Consider the following 18,971-nt stretch of genomic DNA (forward strand, 5'->3'; position numbering starts at 1 on the left):
CTGTAGGGAAAGTGTTTCCAGGAGCCTTCCTACACCCTCGCAGGAAGGCCTCGCGGGTCAGGCCTGATGGTCTTCGGGCTCACGAATTTTGTACCAGGCCACATAAAGCGCCGGCAGGAACAGCAGCGTCAGCAACGTGGCGATAATGATGCCGCCAATCATTGCGTACGCCATCGGCCCCCAGAACACTTCCCGCGCAATCGGGATCATGCCCAGACTCGCCGCCGCCGCCGTCAGCAGGATCGGTCGGCGTCGGTGCTCGGTGGCTTCCACCACGGCATCCCACGGCGTGTAGCCGTCGCGCTCGTAGGCGTCGATCTGCGTCACCAGAATCACCGAGTTGCGGATGATGATGCCGATCAGCGCGAGAATGCCGAGGATCGCCACAAACCCCATGGGCGTGCCGGTGGGAATCAGTGCCAGCACCACACCAATCAGGCCGAGCGGCGCAACACTCGCCACCAGGAACATCTTCTGCACGCTGTGCAACTGGATCATCAGGAAGGTGGCCATCAAAAACAGCATCAACGGCACCACTTTGGCGATCGGGCCCTGGGCCTTGCCGCTTTCTTCCACGGTGCCGCCGGTGGCGACCGTGTAACCCACCGGCAATCCGGCGCTGAATTTTTCGATCGTCGGCGCCAACTGCTTGACCAGGTCGGTCGGCTGCATCTCATCGCGCACCGATGCCTTGATCGTGATCGTCGGCTTGCGGTCGCGGCGCCATACCAACGGTTGCTCAAGCTCATAGCGCACGGTGGCAAAAGCCAGCAATGGAATCGAGGTGCCGTTGGGCGTGACGATCTGCAGGTTCTGCAAGGTTTCCGGCGTGCCGCGTTCGGCATCCTCGGCGCGGCCGACCACGTTGATCAGGTAGATATCGTCGTGCACCTGGGTGACCGAGGCGCCGCTGACCACGCTGTTCATCAACTGCGCCACGTCTTCCGACGACAGCCCGAGTTGCCGCGCCTTGTCCTGGGCGATGTCCACGCGCAGCACTTTGCCGGGCTCGTTCCAGTCGTAGATGATCTCGCCCAAGTGGGTGTTCTGATCCAGCAAGGTTGCCAGTTCAATCGCGTGTTTACGCACCTGGTCAATGTCTTTACCGGAGACCCGATACTGAATAGGCCGGCCTACCGGTGGGCCCATTTCCAATGGCTGCACATAGCTGGAGATACCGACAAAGTCATCACGCAGGCGTTTTTGCAGGCGCGCAATCAAGGCGCCGCGTGCTTCCAGGCCTTTGCTGACGATGACCAACTGGGCGTAGTACGGGTTTTCCAATTGCTGGTCGAGGGGCAGGTAGAAACGAATCGCGCCCTGACCGATATAGGTGCTCCAGCGGGCAATGTCCGGGTCATCCTTGATGATGGCTTCCAGGCGGTCGACCGCTTTGCGCGTTTCGTTGATCGAGGCGTTTTGCGGCAGGTTGAGGTCGACGAGGATTTCCGGGCGGTCCGACGACGGGAAGAACTGGTTCTGCACAAACTGCATGGAGAACACCGACGCCACGAACAGGCCCACGGTGATGCCGATGGCCCACCAGCGGTTGCGCATCGCCCACAGCATGCCGCCATTGAACGCGCGGCCGATGCGCCCTGGCTCGGCGTTATGCGGTTTCACATTGGCACTGAGGATATGCACCCCAATCACCGGTGCAAACAGCACCGCCACCACCCACGACACCAGCATCGCCACGGCAATCACCGCGAACAGGGTAAAGGTGTATTCGCCCGCCGAACTGGCATTGAGGCCGATTGGCACGAAACCGGCCACCGTCACCAACGTGCCGGTGAGCATCGGGAAGGCGGTCGAGGTGTAGGCGTACGTCGCTGCCTGCTCCTTGGTTTCGCCTTTTTCCAGGCGCGTGATCATCATCTCCACGGTAATCATCGCATCGTCCACCAACAGGCCGAGGGCGATGATCAAGGCGCCCAGCGACACCCGCTGCATAGTGATGCCGCTGTACTCCATGAACACGAACACCAGCGCCAGCACCAACGGAATCGAACACGCCACCACCAACCCGGCACGCATACCGAGGCTGATAAAGCTCACCACCAGGACGATGATGACCGCTTCAAACAAGGCGCTGGTAAAGCCGCCAACCGCCTCCTCGACCACTTCCGCTTGGTCGGACACTTTGTGCACGCCGACGCCTACCGGCAGGTCGGCGGTCAGCTCATCCATGCGCGTGTGCAGGGCCTTGCCGAACGACTGGATATTGCCGCCCTTCTGCATGGCGATGGCCAAGCCGATCGCCGGCTGGCCGTTAAAACGGAACAGCGGCCGCGCCGGGTCGACATAGCCACGGCTGATGTCGGCGATATCCGCCAAACGGTAGAAACGGTCATTGAGCCGCAGGTTAACGTCCGCCAAGTCCTTCTCCGAGGCGAACTGGCCCGAGGTGCGCACCGAGATCCGCTCCGGCCCGGCCTCGATGACCCCGGCGGGGGTCACCGCGTTCTGTGATTGCAGGCTTTGCACGACCTGGCGCTGATCAATCCCCAGTGCCGCGAGTTTGCGCGTGGAGAAATTCAGGTAAATCACTTCGTCCTGCTGGCCGATCATCTCGACCTTGCCCAACCCCGGCACCGAACGGATCTCGGCACGTACCTGTTCCACGTAGTCGCGCAACTGGCGCATCGACAGGCCATCGCCAGTAAAGGCGTACACCGAACCGAACACGTCACCGAACTCATCGTTGAACGACGGCCCCTGCAAACCCTGGGGGAATGTGCCGCGAATATCGTCGATCTTCTTGCGCACCTGGTACCAGATCTCCGGGATGGCCTTGGCGCTGGTGGTGTCCTTGAGAAACACGAATACCGTGGATTCGCCCGGCCGCGTGTAGCTTTTCACGTAGTCGAGGGCATCGAGTTCTTCGAGTTTTTTCTCGATGCGATCGGTGACCTGCTTGAGGGTTTCTTCCTGGGTCGCACCGGGCCAGCGGGTCTGGATCACCATGGTCTTGATGGTGAACGAGGGGTCTTCCTCACGGCCAAGGTTCATGTAGGAGAACACGCCCATCAGCAGCGCGACGAACATCAGGTACCAGACGAAGGACTGATGCTTGAGGGCCCAGTCGGATAAGTTGAAGCTCCCTTTCATCGCGGGCTGTCCTCGTCGATTTTGACTTTTTGCCCGGCTTTCAGGCTGTTCACACCGGCGGTGACGATGCGTTCGCCGGGTTTGACGCCGCCATTGAGCAAGGCGCTGTCGGCGTCCCGGCTGATCACGGTGACGTCACGCGGTTGCACGGTCTGGCTTTGGGTGTCGAGCAGCCAGATGCGGGTTTTGCCGCCAACGTCCTGCAACGCGCTGACAGGCAGTTCGATACGTGGCGCAATCGCGCTGCTCAAGGTCACGCTGATCGCGGTTCCCAGGCGAAACGCCGGCGGCGTCTCGGCCAGGGTCAGCCGTGCGCGACGGGTGCGCGTGGCACTTTGGGCCTGAGGCTCAATTTCGCGCACGATGGCGGTGGTGTTGACGCTTGGGTCGAGTTGCCCGGCGACCAGAAACACCACATCGGCGGGCAAGCGCTCGGCGAGGCCGGCGGGCAGGTCGATCACCGCTTCCTTGATATCCGGGCGGGCCAGGGTCACCACCTGCTGGCCGGCGCTGACCACTTGACCGGCCTCGGCATTCCACGCGGTGACAACACCGGCGTGGTCAGTGCGCAGTTCGGCGTAAGTGAGCTGGTCTTTGGCCTGGTTGACCGAGGCCTTGGCCTGGTCGAGCGTGGCCTGGGTGGTTTTAAGGTCGGTCTGGGCCACGTCCAACTGGGCCTGGGCGCCGACGCCACGGTCGAACAACGCTTGTTGGCGGCGGGCGTTGGCCTGGGCATTGATAAATTGCGCCTGCACACGGGCGAGGTCGCCTTGGGCGGCGCGCAACTGGTTCTGCTGGTCGGTGGGGTCGAGAACGGCAAGCAAGGCGCCCTTCTCCACCTCGGCACCGACGTCCACGGCGCGACGGGCAATACGGCCGGGCACGCGGAAACCCAGATTGCTTTCATAACGCGCCTGGATCGTACCGGCGAAGCGCCCGAGGTTTTCCTGGTCTTCGGCTTTGACTTCCATCGATAACACCGGGCGCACCGGTTCGGGCGGCGGTTCTTGCTTGGAGCAGGCGACCAGCAACAGGCTGGTGGCGAGTAGAGCCGTCAGGTGCTTCATGGCTGGGCTCCTGGCTGGGCGATCTCGACGAGCATGCCGGGGTGCAACAATTGCCCGCCGGCCACCACGACTTTTTCGCCGCCTTTAAGGCCCTCGCCGATGATCACTTTGCCGGTCAGGTAACGCGCCACCGTGACCTTGTGCAGTTGCGCCTTGCCGTCGCCATCGACCAGCCACACAGCGGGCTCATTGAGGTCTTTGGTCAACGCAGACCAGGGCAGCTCGATACTGGCCTTGGCCGGGCCATTCGCAGTGGCGCTCACCACCGAACCCAGCTGCATGCCTTTGGGCAGCGCCTGCAACGCAATCTTGACTTGCACGGTGCCGGTATTGGCCGCGACGGCTGGGGTGACTTCACGGACCTTGCCTTGGACCTTGATGCTCGGGTTATCCAACAGGCTGACCGTGATCGGTGCGTCAGGCGGCGGCTCCACTAACAGCGATTCGTACACGTTGAACACCGCATCGCGCTCACCGTCACGGGCCAGGCTGAAAATCGGCACAGTGGCCTGCACCACCTGGCCGACCTCGGCCTGGCGAGCGGTAATCACGCCGGGCGCATCGGCGATCAACGCGCTATAGCCGAGTTGCTCACGGGCGTTGGCCAGTTGGGCTTGCGCCGCCGCCAGGGCACTTTGACTGCTGCGCAGCGCGGCCTGGGCAGCGTCGTATTCGCTGCGGCTGGTGTAGCCCTTGGGCAGGAGCTTTTCCTGGCGCACGAAGGCGGCGGCGGTCTGCTTGACCCGCGCCTGTTCGGCCACGACCTGGGCCTGGGCGGAATCGACGTTGGTCTGCAAATCCTTGGGGTCGAGCTTGGCCAACACTTGCTTGGCGGTCACGCGGTCGCCCACGTCGACCATGCGCTGGATGATCTTGCCGCCCACCCGAAAGGACAAATCGGTTTGTACGCGGGCCTGGATGTCACCGGTCAGCGTGACCGCTGCGGCAAAATCCGCCGACTGTACGGTCTGCACAAATACCCGTGAATGCGCCTTGGGTTCGGTGTTTTCCTGACCACAGCCACTCAGCAGCGCCAACAGGCCAAGGCTGAGTACAACTCTTGAAGTGCGACCGCCCATGCAGGCTCCTTTTGCGTGACGCGATGTGCCAGTTTGTATGCGACTGTGAGCTTAGATCAGGGTTCCTTATCTGCCGGCAGGAACCCATACTCCAAGGGTTCCCCTGCAGACTGAATGCACATGCTGAAAACCCTCGCAGTAGCCAATTATCGCTCGATCAATAAGTTGGTGGTGCCCCTGGACCGGCTGAACCTGGTCACCGGCCCCAATGGCAGCGGTAAGTCCAACCTGTATCGCGCCCTGCGGCTGCTGGCGGAAACCGCCCAAGGCGGGGTGATCAATGCGCTGGCCCGTGAGGGCGGGTTGGACTCGACCTTCTGGGCCGGGCCGGAAACCATCAGCCGGCGCATGCGCAATGGCGAGGTGCCGGTGGAGCCCATGGTACGCCAAGGCGTCAAACGCCTGCGCCTGGGGTTTGCCGGGGAGGACTTCAGCTATGCGATCTCCCTGGGCCTGCCGGAAAAAACCCAGTCGTATTTTTCCCTGGACCCGGAAGTGAAGAAGGAATGCATCTGGGCTGGCCACCTCTACCGCCCGGCCAGCCTGCTGGTGCAGCGTTCCGGGCCGATGGTGCGAGCACGTGAAGGACGTGCCTGGGACGTGTTGGCTCAGCACACACCGAATTACCACAGCCTGTTCGACCAGGTCGGCAACCTGCGCGGCTCGCCGGAGGTGTTGCTGCTGCGCGAAAGCATCCGGGGCTGGCGGTTTTATGATCACTTTCGCAGCGACGTCGATGCGCCCGTGCGCCAGCCACAACTGGGCACGCGCACGCCGGTGTTGCATCACGACGGGCGCGACCTGGCAGCCGCGTTGCAGACCATTCGAGAGATTGGCGACCCCGAGGCCTTGCAGCGCGCGGTGAGCGATGCGTTCCCCGGAGCGCGCTTGAATATCCAACCGCTGCAAGGCGGGCGTTTCGCGCTTGAATTTTATCAGGAAGGTTTGCTGCGGCCGCTGTCGGCCGCGGAGTTGTCGGACGGCACCTTGCGTTATCTGCTGCTGGTTGCCGCGCTGCTGACGCCCCGGCCGCCCACGATGATGGTGCTGAACGAACCGGAGACCAGCCTGCACCCGGATTTGCTGCCGGCGCTGGCGCGCTTGATTATCCAGGCGTCACAGCAGTGCCAGGTGTGGGTGGTATCCCATGCCAGTCGGTTGATTGCCGCGCTGCAGCAGGATGAAGGGTGTCATTCGATTGTGCTGGAGAAGGTGCTGGGCGAGACGCGGATTGTGGGGCAAGGGGTTTTGGATGCGCCGGCGTGGCATTGGCCGGAATAGAGGGTGACTGTGGGGGGCGCTGAGTACATATCCGTTGTTTGGATCACGGCCGCAATGGGTTCCGCCCTTACGGCGGGTCACTTTGGAAAAGCCCCAAAGTAACCAAAGGGCTCTTGCCCCACCACTCGGCACCTAAGATCAAAGTCAAAAGCAAAGCACGGCGGCCTGACAGCCGACCTGAGTGGTTAGATCAAAAGCACAAGCGAAGTGGTGTGTCAGTTGATGGAGTGGGTGACTGACCCACCGCATTCGCGAGCAAGCCCGCTCCCACATTTGGAACTGGGTACATCAGGCAGAGGGTGGGCTGCTCTTCAGACTGTATTGGGTCAATCTGGGAGCTGGCATGGGGTCTGCGACTGGGTTTGCCTGATGTACCGAGGTGTCTGCATCGCAGGCAAGCCAGCTCCCACAGAAAAGCAGAGCACTGCGGTGCAGGCAACTGAACTCGGTCAACATTGTGGGAGCGGGCTTGCTCGCGAAGGCGGTGGGTCAGTTACAAATAAGCCGACTGGCACACCGCTTTCGCGAGCAAGCCCGCTCCCACATTTGGAACTGGGTACATCAGGCAGAGGGTGGGCTGCTTTTCAGACTGTATTGGGTCAATCTGGGAGCTGGTATGGGGTCTGCGACTGGGTTTGCCTGATGTACCGAGGTGTCTGCATCGCAGGCAAGCCAGCTCCCACAGAAAAGCAGAGCACTGCGGTGCTGGCAGAAACTCGGTCAACATTGTGGGAGCGGGCTTGCTCGCGAAGGCGGCGCATCAGTGACAGATGAGCTAACTGACCCACCGCATTCGCGAGCAAGCCCGCTCCCACATTTGGAACTCATTTCATCCGGTAAAAGTGGTGTTGCTGTGCTTTTGCTTCAACCACTCAGGCCGGCTGTCAGGCCGCCGTGCTCTGCTTTTGACTTTGATCTGCTGTTGATCTTGATCTGACAGGCCCCGTTAACCACGCTGGCCGAACGCAGGCTTGAATCCGTGGGTAACCCGGCAGGACGCCGGGTTAGCCGCACTGGGCCAGGGATGGCCCATTGCGGCGGCCCACGGATTCAAGCCTGCGTGAGGGCATGCCGAGCCTAAGCGAGGCACCGAGTGGTGGGGCAAAGACCTTTTGGTTACTTTTGGGGCGTTTGCCAAAAGTGACCCGCTGTAAGAGCGGAACCCATAGCCGCCGTTACCGCAGCAACGGATATGTACCCAATCCACCGAAACGCCCCCCAACCCCAAAGCAACCCAAAGCTTTGCGCAAAGACCGATGCTCACCGCGACCAAGCCCGCGCCCCCAAGCGATGTAAAGCGGCCAACTGTGAGCGCGAGCTTGCCCGCAACAGCGGCTGAACAGTCAGCGCAGAATCAACCCTGCCACTTCCCGCCTTCAACAATCACACTCTCAGGCCGGGTGTCATCGCTCAGCTCTTTACGCACATATTGGTCATACAACTTGAGCAAAAACTTCTCCTCACCCAACTTCGCCAACTCGCTATTCACCCAGTCACGCAATTCGACGTTGCCCTTCTTCACCGCTGGCGCAATCGGCGCTTCATCACCGAGTTTCTGCTCCAGCACACGGTAGCCCGGGTTCTGCTTGGCCCAGCTGAACAACACCAGGTTGTCCTGTGCATACGCGTCACCACGACCGGCCGACAACGCTTGCAGTGACTCGGAGTTTTTCTCGAACTTGAGCAGTTTCCAGTCCGGGTGGTGCTTGGTCAGCCAGATATCGGCAGTGGTACCCGTGGTGACGATGGTGGTGCGGGAGGCCAAGTCATCCAGGCTTTTTACCGCGCTGCCCTGAGGCACCAACGCCTGTACCGCGACTTTCAGGTTGGGGTTGGTAAAGTCCACCGCTTCCTTGCGCTCCGGGGTCACGGTCATGTTGGCGAGGATCAGGTCGACTTTGTCACTTTGCAGAAACGGTATACGGCTGGCCGGCTCGACGGCGACGAATTCGACTTTGTTTTCATCGCCCAGCAGGTCCTTGGCGAATTGGCGGCCGATGTCGGTATCGAAGCCGACGTAGCGACCGGCTTCGTTCACAAAGCCGAACGGCGGCTTGTCGGTGAATACGCCGACGATCAACTTGTCGCGCGCCTTGATCTTGTCGATGTAGCTCACCGCGGCGGCAGGTTTCGCGGGCGCTTCAGCCTTCTTATCGCAGCCGGCCAACAATGCGACGGCGAGCAGTGGCAGTAATAACTTGGCAGTTTTCATATCAGCTCCAGTTCCTTGGTCTTTTTGGGCAGTGTTGAAACAAAGGAGAACTTCTCCAGAAACTGCTGCGCGCGTGCGGTTTGCGGGTTCGTAAAGAATTCTTCAGGGGTGTGTTGTTCGAGGATGCGACCGGCCTCCATAAACACCACGCGGTCGGCGACGGCGCGGGCGAAGGCCATTTCGTGGGTCACGATCAGCAGGGTCATGCCATCGCGGGCCAGGCCCTGGATCACCTCCAGCACTTCCTTGACCATCTCCGGGTCGAGGGCGGCGGTGACTTCGTCAAACAGCATGACCTGGGGGTTCATGCACAACGAGCGGACGATGGCGATGCGTTGCTGCTGGCCACCGGAAAGCTGACGCGGGTAGGCATCGCGCTTGTCGGCCAGGCCCACGCGTGCCAGCAGTTTTTCTGCCTGCTCGCGGGCTTCGCGCGGCGCGCGTTTTTGCACTTTCAACGGGCCGAGCAGGATGTTGTCGAGCACGCTCATGTGCGGAAACAAATGGTAGCTTTGGAACACCATGCCCACGTCCTGGCGCACCTGGCGCCAGTCGGTGTGTGGGTCCAACAGCTCCTTGCCGGCAAAGCGCAGGCTGCCGCTGTGCGCCACTTCAAGGCCGTTAAGGCAGCGCAACAACGTGCTTTTGCCGCAGCCGCTGGGGCCGAGGATCACCACCACTTCGCCGCTTTGGACCCGCAAGTCGATGCCCTTGAGCACCTGCTGTTCGCCGAAGAATTTGTTGAAACCCTGGAACTCGATCAATGCGCTCATGCTTGGGCCCAGCGCCGTTCCAGCCGCTTGGAGGCAGCCGACAACGGGTAGCAGATAAAGAAGAAAAACAGGAACAGCACGCCGTAGATCAGTACCGACTCATAGGTGCGCTCGATGATTTGCTGACCGACCTTGATCACATCGACCACACCGATCAGCACGGCCAGGGAGCTGGTCTTGATGATCCGCGTGTAGACGTTGATGGTCGGCGGCGTCATACGCTTGAGGGCTTGGGGCAGCAACACGTAGCCGTAGAGCTGCGGGTCGGACAACCCAATCGACAAGCCGGCTTCACGCTGGCCACGCGGCAGCGAATGCAACGCGCCGCGGACCACTTCGCCCACCTCGCTGGCGCCCCATAGCGACAGCACCAGCACCGCGCACCAAAAGCTCGGGATGCTCAGGCCAAAGAAAATCGGCAGGCCGAAAAACAACAGGTACAACCACACCAGCACCGGAATCGCCCGGAACAGCTCCAGATAAACACGCAGCACAAGGTTGATCAGCCGGTTGTTCAGCGTGCGCAACACGCCATACAGCACGCCGCCGACGGTGCTGAAGGCAATGCTCAAAAACGAAATCGACAGGGTTTGCGCAGCGCCCTTGCCCAGTTGCGGCAACGACACCCACAGCAACTCAAGACCCGAACTGGCCATGCTGGAGCCTCCTTTCCAGGCGGCTGAGCAGCAGCGACAGCGGCAAGAACAACAGAACGCAAATCAGCGTCAGCACGGCGAGCATCTCGTAGGTTTTGTAGTAGAGCGCGATGTAACTCTTGGTGGTGTAGAGAATTTCCGGCACGGCCACAGCCGAGACCACGGTGGTCTCCTTGAGCAGGAAGATGAAATTGGCGAACAGCGCCGGCAGGCTGAGAATGCCGGCCTGGGGCAGGATCACATGGCGCAGCAACTGCCAGTCGGACAGGCCGATGGATTTGCCCGACTCGATCTGCGCCAGCGGCACCGCTTCGACACCGGCGCGCAGCACTTCGGTGAGGTACGCGCCGCCCAGGAACGTCATGGTGATGATGGCCGCCCAGAACCCGGAAATATTGAAACCCAGGGCCGGCAAGGCGAAGTACACGAAGAACAGTTGGATCAGCAGCGGCGTGTTACGCGCCAACTCCACATACAGCGCCACCAGGCGCGACAGGTAGGGCGTGCGAAACACCAGCAGCGCCGCATTGATCAGCGCCACCAGCAAGGAGCTGGCAATGGCAATCAATCCCACTTGCAGCGTCACCCCCACGGCACTGAGAAACGCCGGCAGGGTGCTGAGGATAAAAGCGAAATCGAAGGTCATCGTGAGTCCATGACGCCGCAAGGGTAATGCAGCGAGCGCAGTCCGTTCCGGCGTGGGTAACGTCGGGTAGCGCGAACTTTAAAGGTATAAAAAGCAAAATTTAAATACCTAAATAGCATATTGATATCACCCAAAAAGATAACCGCCGGATTCGCGGGTTTGGCCGGTGACGGCTATGGTCTTGGGGTCGCAGGACAGCTGTTTTTTTCGAGGGAATGAGCAATGAACCAAGCGAAACCGCTGGATCCGCAGGAACTGGTGAAGTGGTTGGTGGCGCTGCGCAGGGCGATCAATAGCCAACCTGGCTGACACACCATCACTCAATGTGGGCGCGGGCTTGCTCGCGAATGCGGTGTATCAGACAGCGCATCTGTAACTGACAGACCGCTATCGCAGGCAAGCCCGCTCCCACCGTGTTTGATCGTATTTCCAGGTCAATAAAAAAACGCCGACGCTGTAGAAGCCGTCGGCGTTCAAACCTTGAAGGAGGTTTTGTTTACATCAGAACGCAGGCACTACCGCGCCGTTGTACTTCTTCTCGATGAAGGCTTTGACTTCCGGGCTGGTCAGCGCCTTGGCCAGTTTCTGCACAGCGTCGCTGTCCTTGTTGTCCGGGCGAGCGACCAGGAAGTTCACATAAGGCGACTTGGCATCTTCGATGATCAGCGCGTCTTTCGCCGGGTTCAAGCCCGCTTCCAGGGCGTAGTTGGTGTTGATCACGTCCAGGTCAACCTGGTCCAGCACGCGAGGCAGCAAGGCCGATTCCAGCTCTTTGAACTTCAGGTGTTTTGGGTTGGAAGCGATGTCTTTCGGCGTGGACAGCGCATTGCTCGGGTCTTTCAGCGTAATCAAACCGTTCTTTTGCAGCAGCAGCAGGGCGCGGCCACTGTTGGAGCCTTCGTTCGGGATGGCCACGGTAGCGCCGTCTTTAAGCTCGGAAATATTCTTGATCTTCTTCGAGTAGCCGCCGATCGGTTCAACGTGCACACCGATCACAGTGACCAGGTTGGTGCCCTTGCCCTTGTTGAAGTTTTCCAGGTACGGCAGGGTCTGGAAGTAGTTGGCGTCCAGGCGCTTCTCGGCAACCTGTGTGTTGGGCTGCACATAGTCGGTGAACACCTTGATTTCCAGGTCCACGCCTTCTTTGGCCAGGGTCGGCTTGACCAGCTCAAGGATCTCGGCGTGCGGGATCGGGGTGGCCGCAACGACCAGTTTCTCGTTGGCCTGGGCGAAGCTTGCAGTCAGGGCAGCCGCCAGTGCGGTAAACAACAGAACCTTTTTCATGCAGTGTCCTTATCGAAATTCCGGGGCGTCTCTGACGACCGTTTTTTTGTGGTGTGCCAGCGAAGTGCTATCGCGGCGTGGGGTGGACAATACCTAGATTTTTTATTCCCGAACAATATCTTTTATTCACGTTGATATTCCATTTTGTTCATGTAGGAATTTGAGCAAGGTTTGCTGCTCGGCGGGGCTGGCGTTGGCGAAAATCCGTTGCAGTTGCTCAAGGGGTGAGCCCGCCGCCGGCAGGTTTAAATGCTCGGGCAAAATTTCATCACCACTGCTCACCAATAGCGCGAAGTGAATGACGTTTTCCAGCTCGCGGGTATTGCCCGGCCAACTGTGGTGTTCCAGCACGCGCTGGGCGGCGTCACTGATCAGCGGCACCGGCAGGTCCAGGCGCTGGCTGTAGATGCCGAGGAAGTATTCGGCCAGGGACAGGATGTCGCCGACCCGTTCACGCAAAGCCGGCAGGTCCAACTGGCCTTCGCTCAAGTAATGGAACAGGCGTTCATGAAACTTGCCCGCCGCCACAGCTTGGGCCAGGTCGATGCTGGTGGCTGCGACCAGCCGCACATCCACCGGGCTGGGCTGATGCGCGCCAACGCGAGTGACTTCGTGATTTTCCAAGGCCGCGAGCAATTTCACCTGGATCGGCAGCGGCAAGTCACCAATTTCGTCCAGGTACAAGGTGCCGCCGTTGGCCGAGCCGAACCACCCGGCCCGACTGCTGGCCGCGCCGCTGTGGCTGCCTGCGGCGTAGCCAAACAATTCGGCGTCGGCGTAGGTGGGGCTGATCGCGCCGCAGTTGACCGACACAAACAGCCCGGCGCGGTCGCTGCCACGGTGGATATGCCGCGCCAGCAGCTCTTTACCGCTACCGGTCTCGCCGCGAATCAACACGGGCAAGGCACGCGGCGCGAGGCTTTCGAGCGCTTCACGCAGTTGCCGTGAACGCGGGTCGACAAACACCAGCGCCTTGGCGCGAATGCTCAGCGGGCTCTTTTCGGCGTCGGGGAAGGTCAGCAGTGGCTGGCCGAAGGTTTCATGACTCATGGCAGGCTCCCGCCCCAAATCCACTCAGGGACGGGGCGTTGAAAATGTTCAGGCAGTGCGCCGGGCGTGATGCTCGAGGCGGCTCTGGAGACGATATAGATAGGCGAACCCCTGCTCCCAACGCTGGTGGCCGGACTTCACATTGATATGCCCGGCACCCGACAAAATGCCGGCTTCGGCGCCCCAGTGACGGGCCAGCTCCAACGCCCTTGGGGCACTGACGGCGCTGTCGTTATCGGAACTGACCACCTGGCTGGGAAATGGCAGCAGGTCGGTCGGGATCGGCGCGAAGTTGCGTAGCGCCGGCGAACAGGCCGGACGTTCGACATCGGCCGGGGCCACCAGCAAGGCACCGCGTACCTGCCGCAGGAAATGCACCGGCGCAGTGGCCGCCCAGTGGGCGACGGTGATGCAACCCAAGCTGTGGGCGATGAGAATCACCGGCGTGCTGTCGGCAGCGATCGCTTCAGCCAGCGCGGCCACCCAGTCTTCGCGACGCGGCGTCAACCAATCGGCCTGCTCCACGCGCGCACTGTTGGGCAGGCTGTTTTGCCAATGGCTTTGCCAATGTTCTTCTGGCGATCCTTGCCAGCCCGGCACGATCAGATAACGAATCGACTCGCTCTGCATGGGTGTGCCCTCCTGCAGCGTTTAACGTTGCTGGTCAGTATAGGGACGCGGGTTATATTCGTTAAGGAATAAGAAGCTATTTATTAATAACCAAAATATCAATCACACGGATACTTAAAAATGTGGGTGCAGGCAAGCCAGCTCCCACATGGATCGGGTTGCACAGGGGAAATCAGGTAAATACCAGGCAAAAAAAAGGCCGCACCCTGCCAAGGAAACGGCCCAAAAAATTGTCGAGGCTTTTAACACTAACGAGCGGTAATCACCGACAGCTTGGTAATGCCCGCGCGTTCGATAGACGCCATGGCTCGCGCCACTTCGCCGTAGTTCACGCCATCGTCCGCCTGCAGTTGCACCCGCACATCGGGGTCCTTGGCCTTGGCCGCCTGCAGGTTGAATTCGAGCAGGTCCGGCTGGATTGCGTCCTTGTTGATAAACAGTTTGCCGGCGCCGTCGATGCTCACCACCAGCGGGTCTTTCTGCTCCACCGGGGCCACGGCCTGGGTCTTGGGCAGGTTGATCGGAATCGCATTGGTCAGCAGCGGCGCGGTGACGATAAACACCACCAGCAGCACGAGCATCACGTCCACCAGCGGCGTGACGTTGATCTCGCTCAGCACCTCATCACTGTCTTGGGTTGAGAAGGCCATCTCAGGACGCCTCCTTCACTTTTTGCGGGTTACCCGCCGCGCTTTTCGTCAGCGCAGGGTGCAACAGCACGCGGAAAGAATGCTTCTGCGCCAGGCTGTAAAAATCGTGGGCAAAGTCATCGAGGTCGGCCGCTGTCAGCTTCAAGCGGCGCAGGAAGTAGTTGTAGACCAACACGGCCGGCACGGCGACGGCGATACCGACACCGGTGGCAACCAACGCCGCACCAATCGGGCCGGCCACGGTTTCCAGGCTGGCGGAACCGGCGGCGCTGATCCCCTTCAGCGCCTCCATGATCCCCCACACGGTGCCGAACAGGCCGATAAACGGCGAGGTGCTGCCGATACTGGCGACCACGGCCAGGCCGGTTTCGAGCGAGCGACGCTCACGCACGATCTGCTGGCGCAGCGCTCGTTCGAGACGGTCCTGATGGTTGATGGCCTGGCTCAAGTCAGCCGCGTGCGGCGCATCGCCGACCTGGATCGCGGCATAACCGGCCTGGGCCACACGGGCCGCAGCGCCGGGTTGGGTTTCGGCCAGCTCGGCAGCCGAGTCGAGGCTCGACGCCGCCCAGAACTGATTGTGGAATTTTCGATCTTGGGCCTTGAGGCGCCCGAACTGCACGCCCTTCAATAACGCCAGGCCCCAGGTGGCAACCGAAAAGGCCACCAGCAGCCAGATCACCGCGCTTTCAATGGATTCAAGTGGAGATGCTAATGCCATGATGTTTTCCCTCTGTGCAGGTCGCGGCGTGTCCAACACACCGCTGCCGAATAGTTAGTGAATCTTGAAATCGATCGGCACACTGACCCAGCCGTCCTGGGCCACATCGCCCTGCTTGGCCGGCACGAAACTCCAACGTTTCACGGCGGCCAGTGCAGCGTCGTCAAGTTGCTGGCGACCGCTGCTTTTCTGGACCTGGACCTCACCCGGCTTGCCGCTGGCCAACACATGCACGCGCAGCAGCACGGTGCCTTCCCAACCACGGCGCTGGGCCAGCGACGGGTACTCCGGCGCCGGGTTCTTCAAGTACGCGGCGTTGGCCGAAGCAGGTGTCACCGGCGCAGGTGAAGGTGCCGGTGGCGCTGCTGGCGCTGGAGGCGCAGGCGGTTGCTCGACCGCTTTTGGCACAGGTTTGGGTTCAGGTTTCGGCACCGGCTTCGGCTTCGGCTTGGGTTTTGGAACAGGTTTCGGCGGCGCTGGTTTGGCGGCCAACTCATCGACTACCGGCGGCGGAGGCTCGACTACAGGCGGCGGCGGTGGCGGCACAGGCGGTGGCGGTTCAACCAGCGGCGGCGCCTGCTGGGAAAATTCGATGGTCATCGGTGGGATTTCCGGCGGCACGATTGGCAGCACCGGAGTGGGCTTCTGGCTCAGCCAATAGATCAGCGCACCGTGCAGGGCCACCACCAGCAACCCGAGCAGAACCCCTTCGCGACGACTCGCAAAACGCTTCGGGGTTTTCTGCAAACGCAGCTGCCCCAAGGGCGCGCGGTGCGGCCGGCCAAGGTCGACCAACTCACCACCCGGTGCCTGGCGCCACTGCGCCTCGGGGACACTGGCGGCGGTCTGGACATTGCCCATTGATTCACTCCCTACGGTTTTCACACCCAAAAACCGACAGGCCTGCCAAAGCGGCCGTCGAGGGCTGAATCATCGGGGGCAGACGCTTATCTCTTAAAGTAATCTTTAAAGTTATAGATAGATCTAAATTGAATAAATGAACCGTCCTGAAACACCCAAGCCACGGCCCGCCTGGCCTGTGGCGAAGGCGCCATTTTTGAATGCCTTAAGGGCATAAAAAATATTCCTGAAAGGCATCGCGTGTGGCGCGCGGGCTTGCCAATAAAAAGCCGTCGACCGTTTTACGCTGGGCTGTTTGCGCATAAGTCGAGCAATTGGCTTTGCAACGTTTGCCCGGCCGCGCCCAACCCACTGCGGCCATATAACGCCAGCCGCACGCCCTGCACCCTGGGCAAACCACTGTGCTCGCCGAGTACCACATGCCCGGCCTGCACCACCCTTCGCGGCAACAAGCTGATCCCCAACCCCGCCGCCACTGCCGAACACACGCTGGCCAGGCTGGCGCTGGAATAACCGATGCGCCAACGCCAGCCGCCGACTTCCAGGTGGTGGAGCATTTCATTGCGGTACAAACCGCCCACCGGAAACGCCACCAGCGGCAGCGGGTCGCGCCCCAGGGACGGCGTGCTGCGGCTGTCGACCCAGCACAACGGTTCCGGCCATGAGGCCAGGCAGTCATCGCTGTCACCCATCTGCTTGACCAGCAACACGTCGAATTCGCCCGCGCGGTACTGCCGTTGCAACTCCGGGCCCAGGCCACTGGTCACCTCCAGACGCACGCGCGGGTAGGCCACCACGAACGCTGACAGCAACGGCATCAGGCGTTCGGCGGCAAAGTCCTCCGGCACCCCGAGGCGCAACACGCCGTCGCTTTGCTGGCTGATCAACACGTCAGCGGCTTCTTCATGCAGTGCCAGAATGCGCCGCGCATAGGCCAGCAAGCGCTCGCCCTCAGCAGTGGCCACCACGCGGCGCTGGTCGCGGTCCAGCAACTGGCACGCCACGCCATCTTCCAGGCGGCGGATCTGCTGGCTCACGGTGGATTGGGTCAAGTGCAGGCGCTCGGCAGCGCGGGTGAAGTTGCCGCAGTCCACCACGGCAACAAAACTGCGTAACAACACGGGGTCGAACATGGCGCGTCACCATTCCATTTGCCACTGGTTGGCATGGTTATATTTAATTTCAGAATACCCCGGCCGCTGACCATACTTCACCTTCCATTCTGCCCAGAGGGACCGCAATGACCGACGATCATCAGCACCTGCAACGCGCCGTAGCCCTGGCCAGCGCCAATGTGGCCCAAGGTGGTCGACCGTTCGGCGCCGTGCTGACGCTCAATGGCGAGGTGCTGGTCGAAGCCGTCAATGAGATCCACCTGACCCAGGACCCCACCGCCCACGCCGAGCTGCTGGCGATTCGCGCGGCCAGCCAACGCGTAGGCGCGCGCCTGGAAGGCTGCGTGATATACGCCAGTGGCCAACCCTGCCCGATGTGCTTGAGCGCCATGTACCTGTGCGGCGTAGCGCGCGTGGTGTTTGCCGCCAGCAACGCAATGGCCGAACCGTTCGGCCTGTCGACGGCGGTGATTGGGCAGCAGGTCGGCCTGCCACTGAGCGAACAGCGCCTGCCGATCCAACACCTGCCCGACGCCGCCATGACCGCGCTGTATCACCGATGGAAAACCCTGCATGACCCTGAATAAATCCTTCGCCGGCTGGGGCCTGCTGGTGGTGCTCGGCCTCAACCTGCGGCCGATCCTCAGTTCCATCAGCCCGTTGCTCGGCGAGATCCGCCAGGCCACTGGCCTGAGTTTCCAGAGCAGTGCGCTGCTCACCAGCCTGCCGGTGGTGTGCATGGGCCTGGTGGCGCTGGTCGGCGTGCGCGTGGAGGCACGGCTCGGCGAACGGCGTGGCATTGCCCTGGGCTTGATGATGATTCTGCTCGCGTGCCTGGCGCGTTGGCTGCTGGGCCAGGCGTCGGCGCTGCTGGTCACGGCATTGCTCGGTGGCGCCGGTGTGGCGCTGATCCAGGCGTTGGTGCCGGCGATGATCAAGCGCGAATTTCATCACCGCGTGCCAGTGGCGATGGGCGTGTACTCCGCTTCGCTGATGGCCGGTGGCGGGTTGGCGGCGCTGCTGAGCCCGGTAGTGGCCACGCATTTCGAGCAATGGCAGGCCGGGTTGGGTGTGTGGCTGTTGCCGGCGCTCGGGGCGTTATTGCTATGGGCCTGGTTGCCGTTGGGCGCGGCGAGAAACCCGCAGCCAGTGCCCGCGTTCACGGGCCTGCGCAACCGGCGGGCCTGGCTGTTGGCGCTGTACTTCGGCTTGGTCAATTGCGGCTATATGAGCATGGTGGCGTGGCTGCCGGCGTACTATCAGCAATTGGGCTGGGGCGTATTGCCAAGTGGTTCGTTGCTGGCCTTCATGACCATCTTCCAGGTGATCGCCGCGCTGCTGATGCCGGTGTTGGCACAACGCGGTATCGACCGTCGACCGTTGCTGGGCATCAGCCTGCTGGCGCAAACCCTCGGCTACCTCGGCCTGATCATCGCGCCGCAGGAATATCCCCACCTGTGGGTGGCCTTGTGCGGCTTCGGCCTGGGCGCATGTTTTGCCCTGAGCCTGCTGCTGACCCTCGACCACCACCGCGACCCGCGCCAAGCCGGGCAACTGGCGGCTTTCGTGCAAGGCGTAGGCTTTTTGATCAACGCGATTTCGCCGTGGCTGACCGGCTGGCTGCGCGAACTGACCGGCAACTTTGTCAGCGCCTGGGTGGTGCTGACAGTCACCGTAGTGGCGATGCTGCTGGTGACGCGGGTGTTCAGTCCCGCGACCTATCGCACGGTGCCTGCTCTATAGATATGCATTTAAGGTCTAGATAAAACAAAATCGCTTCGTTGACGGAATAAGCAAGCGCCTTAAAATCGCGGTTCTTCTTTCGCACGTCGGGC

General features: G+C 61.3%; 17 protein-coding genes. 3 read left to right on the forward strand and 14 right to left on the reverse strand.

The window, feature by feature from the left end; all coding sequences use genetic code 11:
- Nucleotides 1-57: 57 nt before the first annotated feature.
- The 3 genes from JFT85_RS14750 to JFT85_RS14760 are packed head-to-tail and all read right to left on the reverse strand — an operon-like array spanning nucleotide 58 to nucleotide 5,257.
- A complete protein-coding gene (locus tag JFT85_RS14750) occupies nucleotides 58-3,111 on the reverse strand; it encodes an efflux RND transporter permease subunit (RefSeq protein WP_201230059.1) in 3,054 nt (1,017 codons plus the stop codon).
- Complete coding sequence (locus JFT85_RS14755) at nucleotides 3,108-4,178, reverse strand: efflux RND transporter periplasmic adaptor subunit (RefSeq protein ID WP_073637932.1); 1,071 nt, start codon at nucleotides 4,176-4,178, stop codon at nucleotides 3,108-3,110. The genes JFT85_RS14750 and JFT85_RS14755 overlap by 4 nt, the downstream gene beginning before the upstream one ends.
- Nucleotides 4,175-5,257, reverse strand: coding sequence for an efflux RND transporter periplasmic adaptor subunit (locus JFT85_RS14760; protein ID WP_053255718.1), 1,083 nt, complete (start codon nucleotides 5,255-5,257; stop codon nucleotides 4,175-4,177). The genes JFT85_RS14755 and JFT85_RS14760 overlap by 4 nt, the downstream gene beginning before the upstream one ends.
- A 120-nt stretch (nucleotides 5,258-5,377) precedes the next feature.
- Here JFT85_RS14760 and JFT85_RS14765 point away from each other — a divergent pair, with 120 nt between their 5' ends.
- The gene (locus JFT85_RS14765) at nucleotides 5,378-6,538 is read left to right on the forward strand and encodes an AAA family ATPase (protein ID WP_053255768.1); all 1,161 of its coding nucleotides are present in this window, start codon (nucleotides 5,378-5,380) and stop codon (nucleotides 6,536-6,538) included.
- A gap of 1,354 nt (nucleotides 6,539-7,892) precedes the next feature.
- On the opposite strand, the gene JFT85_RS14770 is transcribed toward JFT85_RS14765, so the two are convergent.
- The 11 genes from JFT85_RS14770 to JFT85_RS14820 form a co-directional block, all read right to left on the reverse strand.
- Complete coding sequence (locus JFT85_RS14770; RefSeq protein WP_053253793.1) at nucleotides 7,893-8,750, reverse strand: transporter substrate-binding domain-containing protein; 858 nt, start codon at nucleotides 8,748-8,750, stop codon at nucleotides 7,893-7,895.
- Nucleotides 8,747-9,523 (reverse strand): amino acid ABC transporter ATP-binding protein, encoded by a 777-nt coding sequence (locus tag JFT85_RS14775; protein ID WP_053253792.1) that lies wholly within the window; start codon nucleotides 9,521-9,523, stop codon nucleotides 8,747-8,749. Before JFT85_RS14775 ends, JFT85_RS14770 begins: the two co-directional genes overlap by 4 nt.
- On the reverse strand, nucleotides 9,520-10,179 hold the full coding sequence (locus tag JFT85_RS14780; protein ID WP_053253791.1) for an amino acid ABC transporter permease: 660 nt from the start codon (nucleotides 10,177-10,179) through the stop codon (nucleotides 9,520-9,522). The genes JFT85_RS14775 and JFT85_RS14780 overlap by 4 nt, the downstream gene beginning before the upstream one ends.
- The gene (locus JFT85_RS14785) at nucleotides 10,160-10,825 is read right to left on the reverse strand and encodes an amino acid ABC transporter permease (protein ID WP_053253790.1); all 666 of its coding nucleotides are present in this window, start codon (nucleotides 10,823-10,825) and stop codon (nucleotides 10,160-10,162) included. Before JFT85_RS14785 ends, JFT85_RS14780 begins: the two co-directional genes overlap by 20 nt.
- Before the next feature lie 501 nt (nucleotides 10,826-11,326).
- Complete coding sequence (locus tag JFT85_RS14790; protein WP_053253789.1) at nucleotides 11,327-12,109, reverse strand: MetQ/NlpA family ABC transporter substrate-binding protein; 783 nt, start codon at nucleotides 12,107-12,109, stop codon at nucleotides 11,327-11,329.
- A 126-nt stretch (nucleotides 12,110-12,235) separates the two neighbouring features.
- Nucleotides 12,236-13,159 (reverse strand): sigma 54-interacting transcriptional regulator, encoded by a 924-nt coding sequence (locus JFT85_RS14795; protein WP_053253788.1) that lies wholly within the window; start codon nucleotides 13,157-13,159, stop codon nucleotides 12,236-12,238.
- A 48-nt stretch (nucleotides 13,160-13,207) separates the two neighbouring features.
- Nucleotides 13,208-13,789 carry an alpha/beta hydrolase gene (locus tag JFT85_RS14800; RefSeq protein ID WP_201230060.1) on the reverse strand — a complete coding sequence of 194 codons (582 nt, stop codon included), beginning with the start codon at nucleotides 13,787-13,789 and terminating at the stop codon, nucleotides 13,208-13,210.
- A gap of 248 nt (nucleotides 13,790-14,037) precedes the next feature.
- Nucleotides 14,038-14,439, reverse strand: coding sequence for an ExbD/TolR family protein (locus tag JFT85_RS14805; RefSeq protein ID WP_053253786.1), 402 nt, complete (start codon nucleotides 14,437-14,439; stop codon nucleotides 14,038-14,040).
- Nucleotide 14,440: 1 nt separating this feature from the next.
- Nucleotides 14,441-15,163 (reverse strand): MotA/TolQ/ExbB proton channel family protein, encoded by a 723-nt coding sequence (locus JFT85_RS14810; protein ID WP_201230904.1) that lies wholly within the window; start codon nucleotides 15,161-15,163, stop codon nucleotides 14,441-14,443.
- Nucleotides 15,164-15,214: 51 nt separating this feature from the next.
- Entirely contained in the window at nucleotides 15,215-16,021 is an 807-nt protein-coding gene (locus tag JFT85_RS14815; RefSeq protein ID WP_201230061.1) for an energy transducer TonB, read from the reverse strand.
- A gap of 281 nt (nucleotides 16,022-16,302) precedes the next feature.
- Nucleotides 16,303-17,154, reverse strand: a complete 852-nt coding sequence (locus tag JFT85_RS14820) for a LysR family transcriptional regulator (RefSeq protein WP_053253783.1) — start codon at nucleotides 17,152-17,154, stop codon at nucleotides 16,303-16,305.
- A gap of 107 nt (nucleotides 17,155-17,261) precedes the next feature.
- On the opposite strand from JFT85_RS14820, the gene JFT85_RS14825 reads away from it, so the two are divergent.
- Nucleotides 17,262-17,723, forward strand: coding sequence for a nucleoside deaminase (locus JFT85_RS14825; RefSeq protein ID WP_053253782.1), 462 nt, complete (start codon nucleotides 17,262-17,264; stop codon nucleotides 17,721-17,723).
- On the forward strand, nucleotides 17,710-18,879 hold the full coding sequence (locus tag JFT85_RS14830; protein WP_053253781.1) for a CynX/NimT family MFS transporter: 1,170 nt from the start codon (nucleotides 17,710-17,712) through the stop codon (nucleotides 18,877-18,879). The genes JFT85_RS14825 and JFT85_RS14830 overlap by 14 nt, the downstream gene beginning before the upstream one ends.
- Nucleotides 18,880-18,971 lie beyond the last annotated feature (92 nt).

The sequence above is a fragment of the Pseudomonas sp. TH04 genome (genome assembly GCF_016651355.1).
GTDB classification, from domain to species: domain Bacteria; phylum Pseudomonadota; class Gammaproteobacteria; order Pseudomonadales; family Pseudomonadaceae; genus Aquipseudomonas; species Aquipseudomonas fluorescens.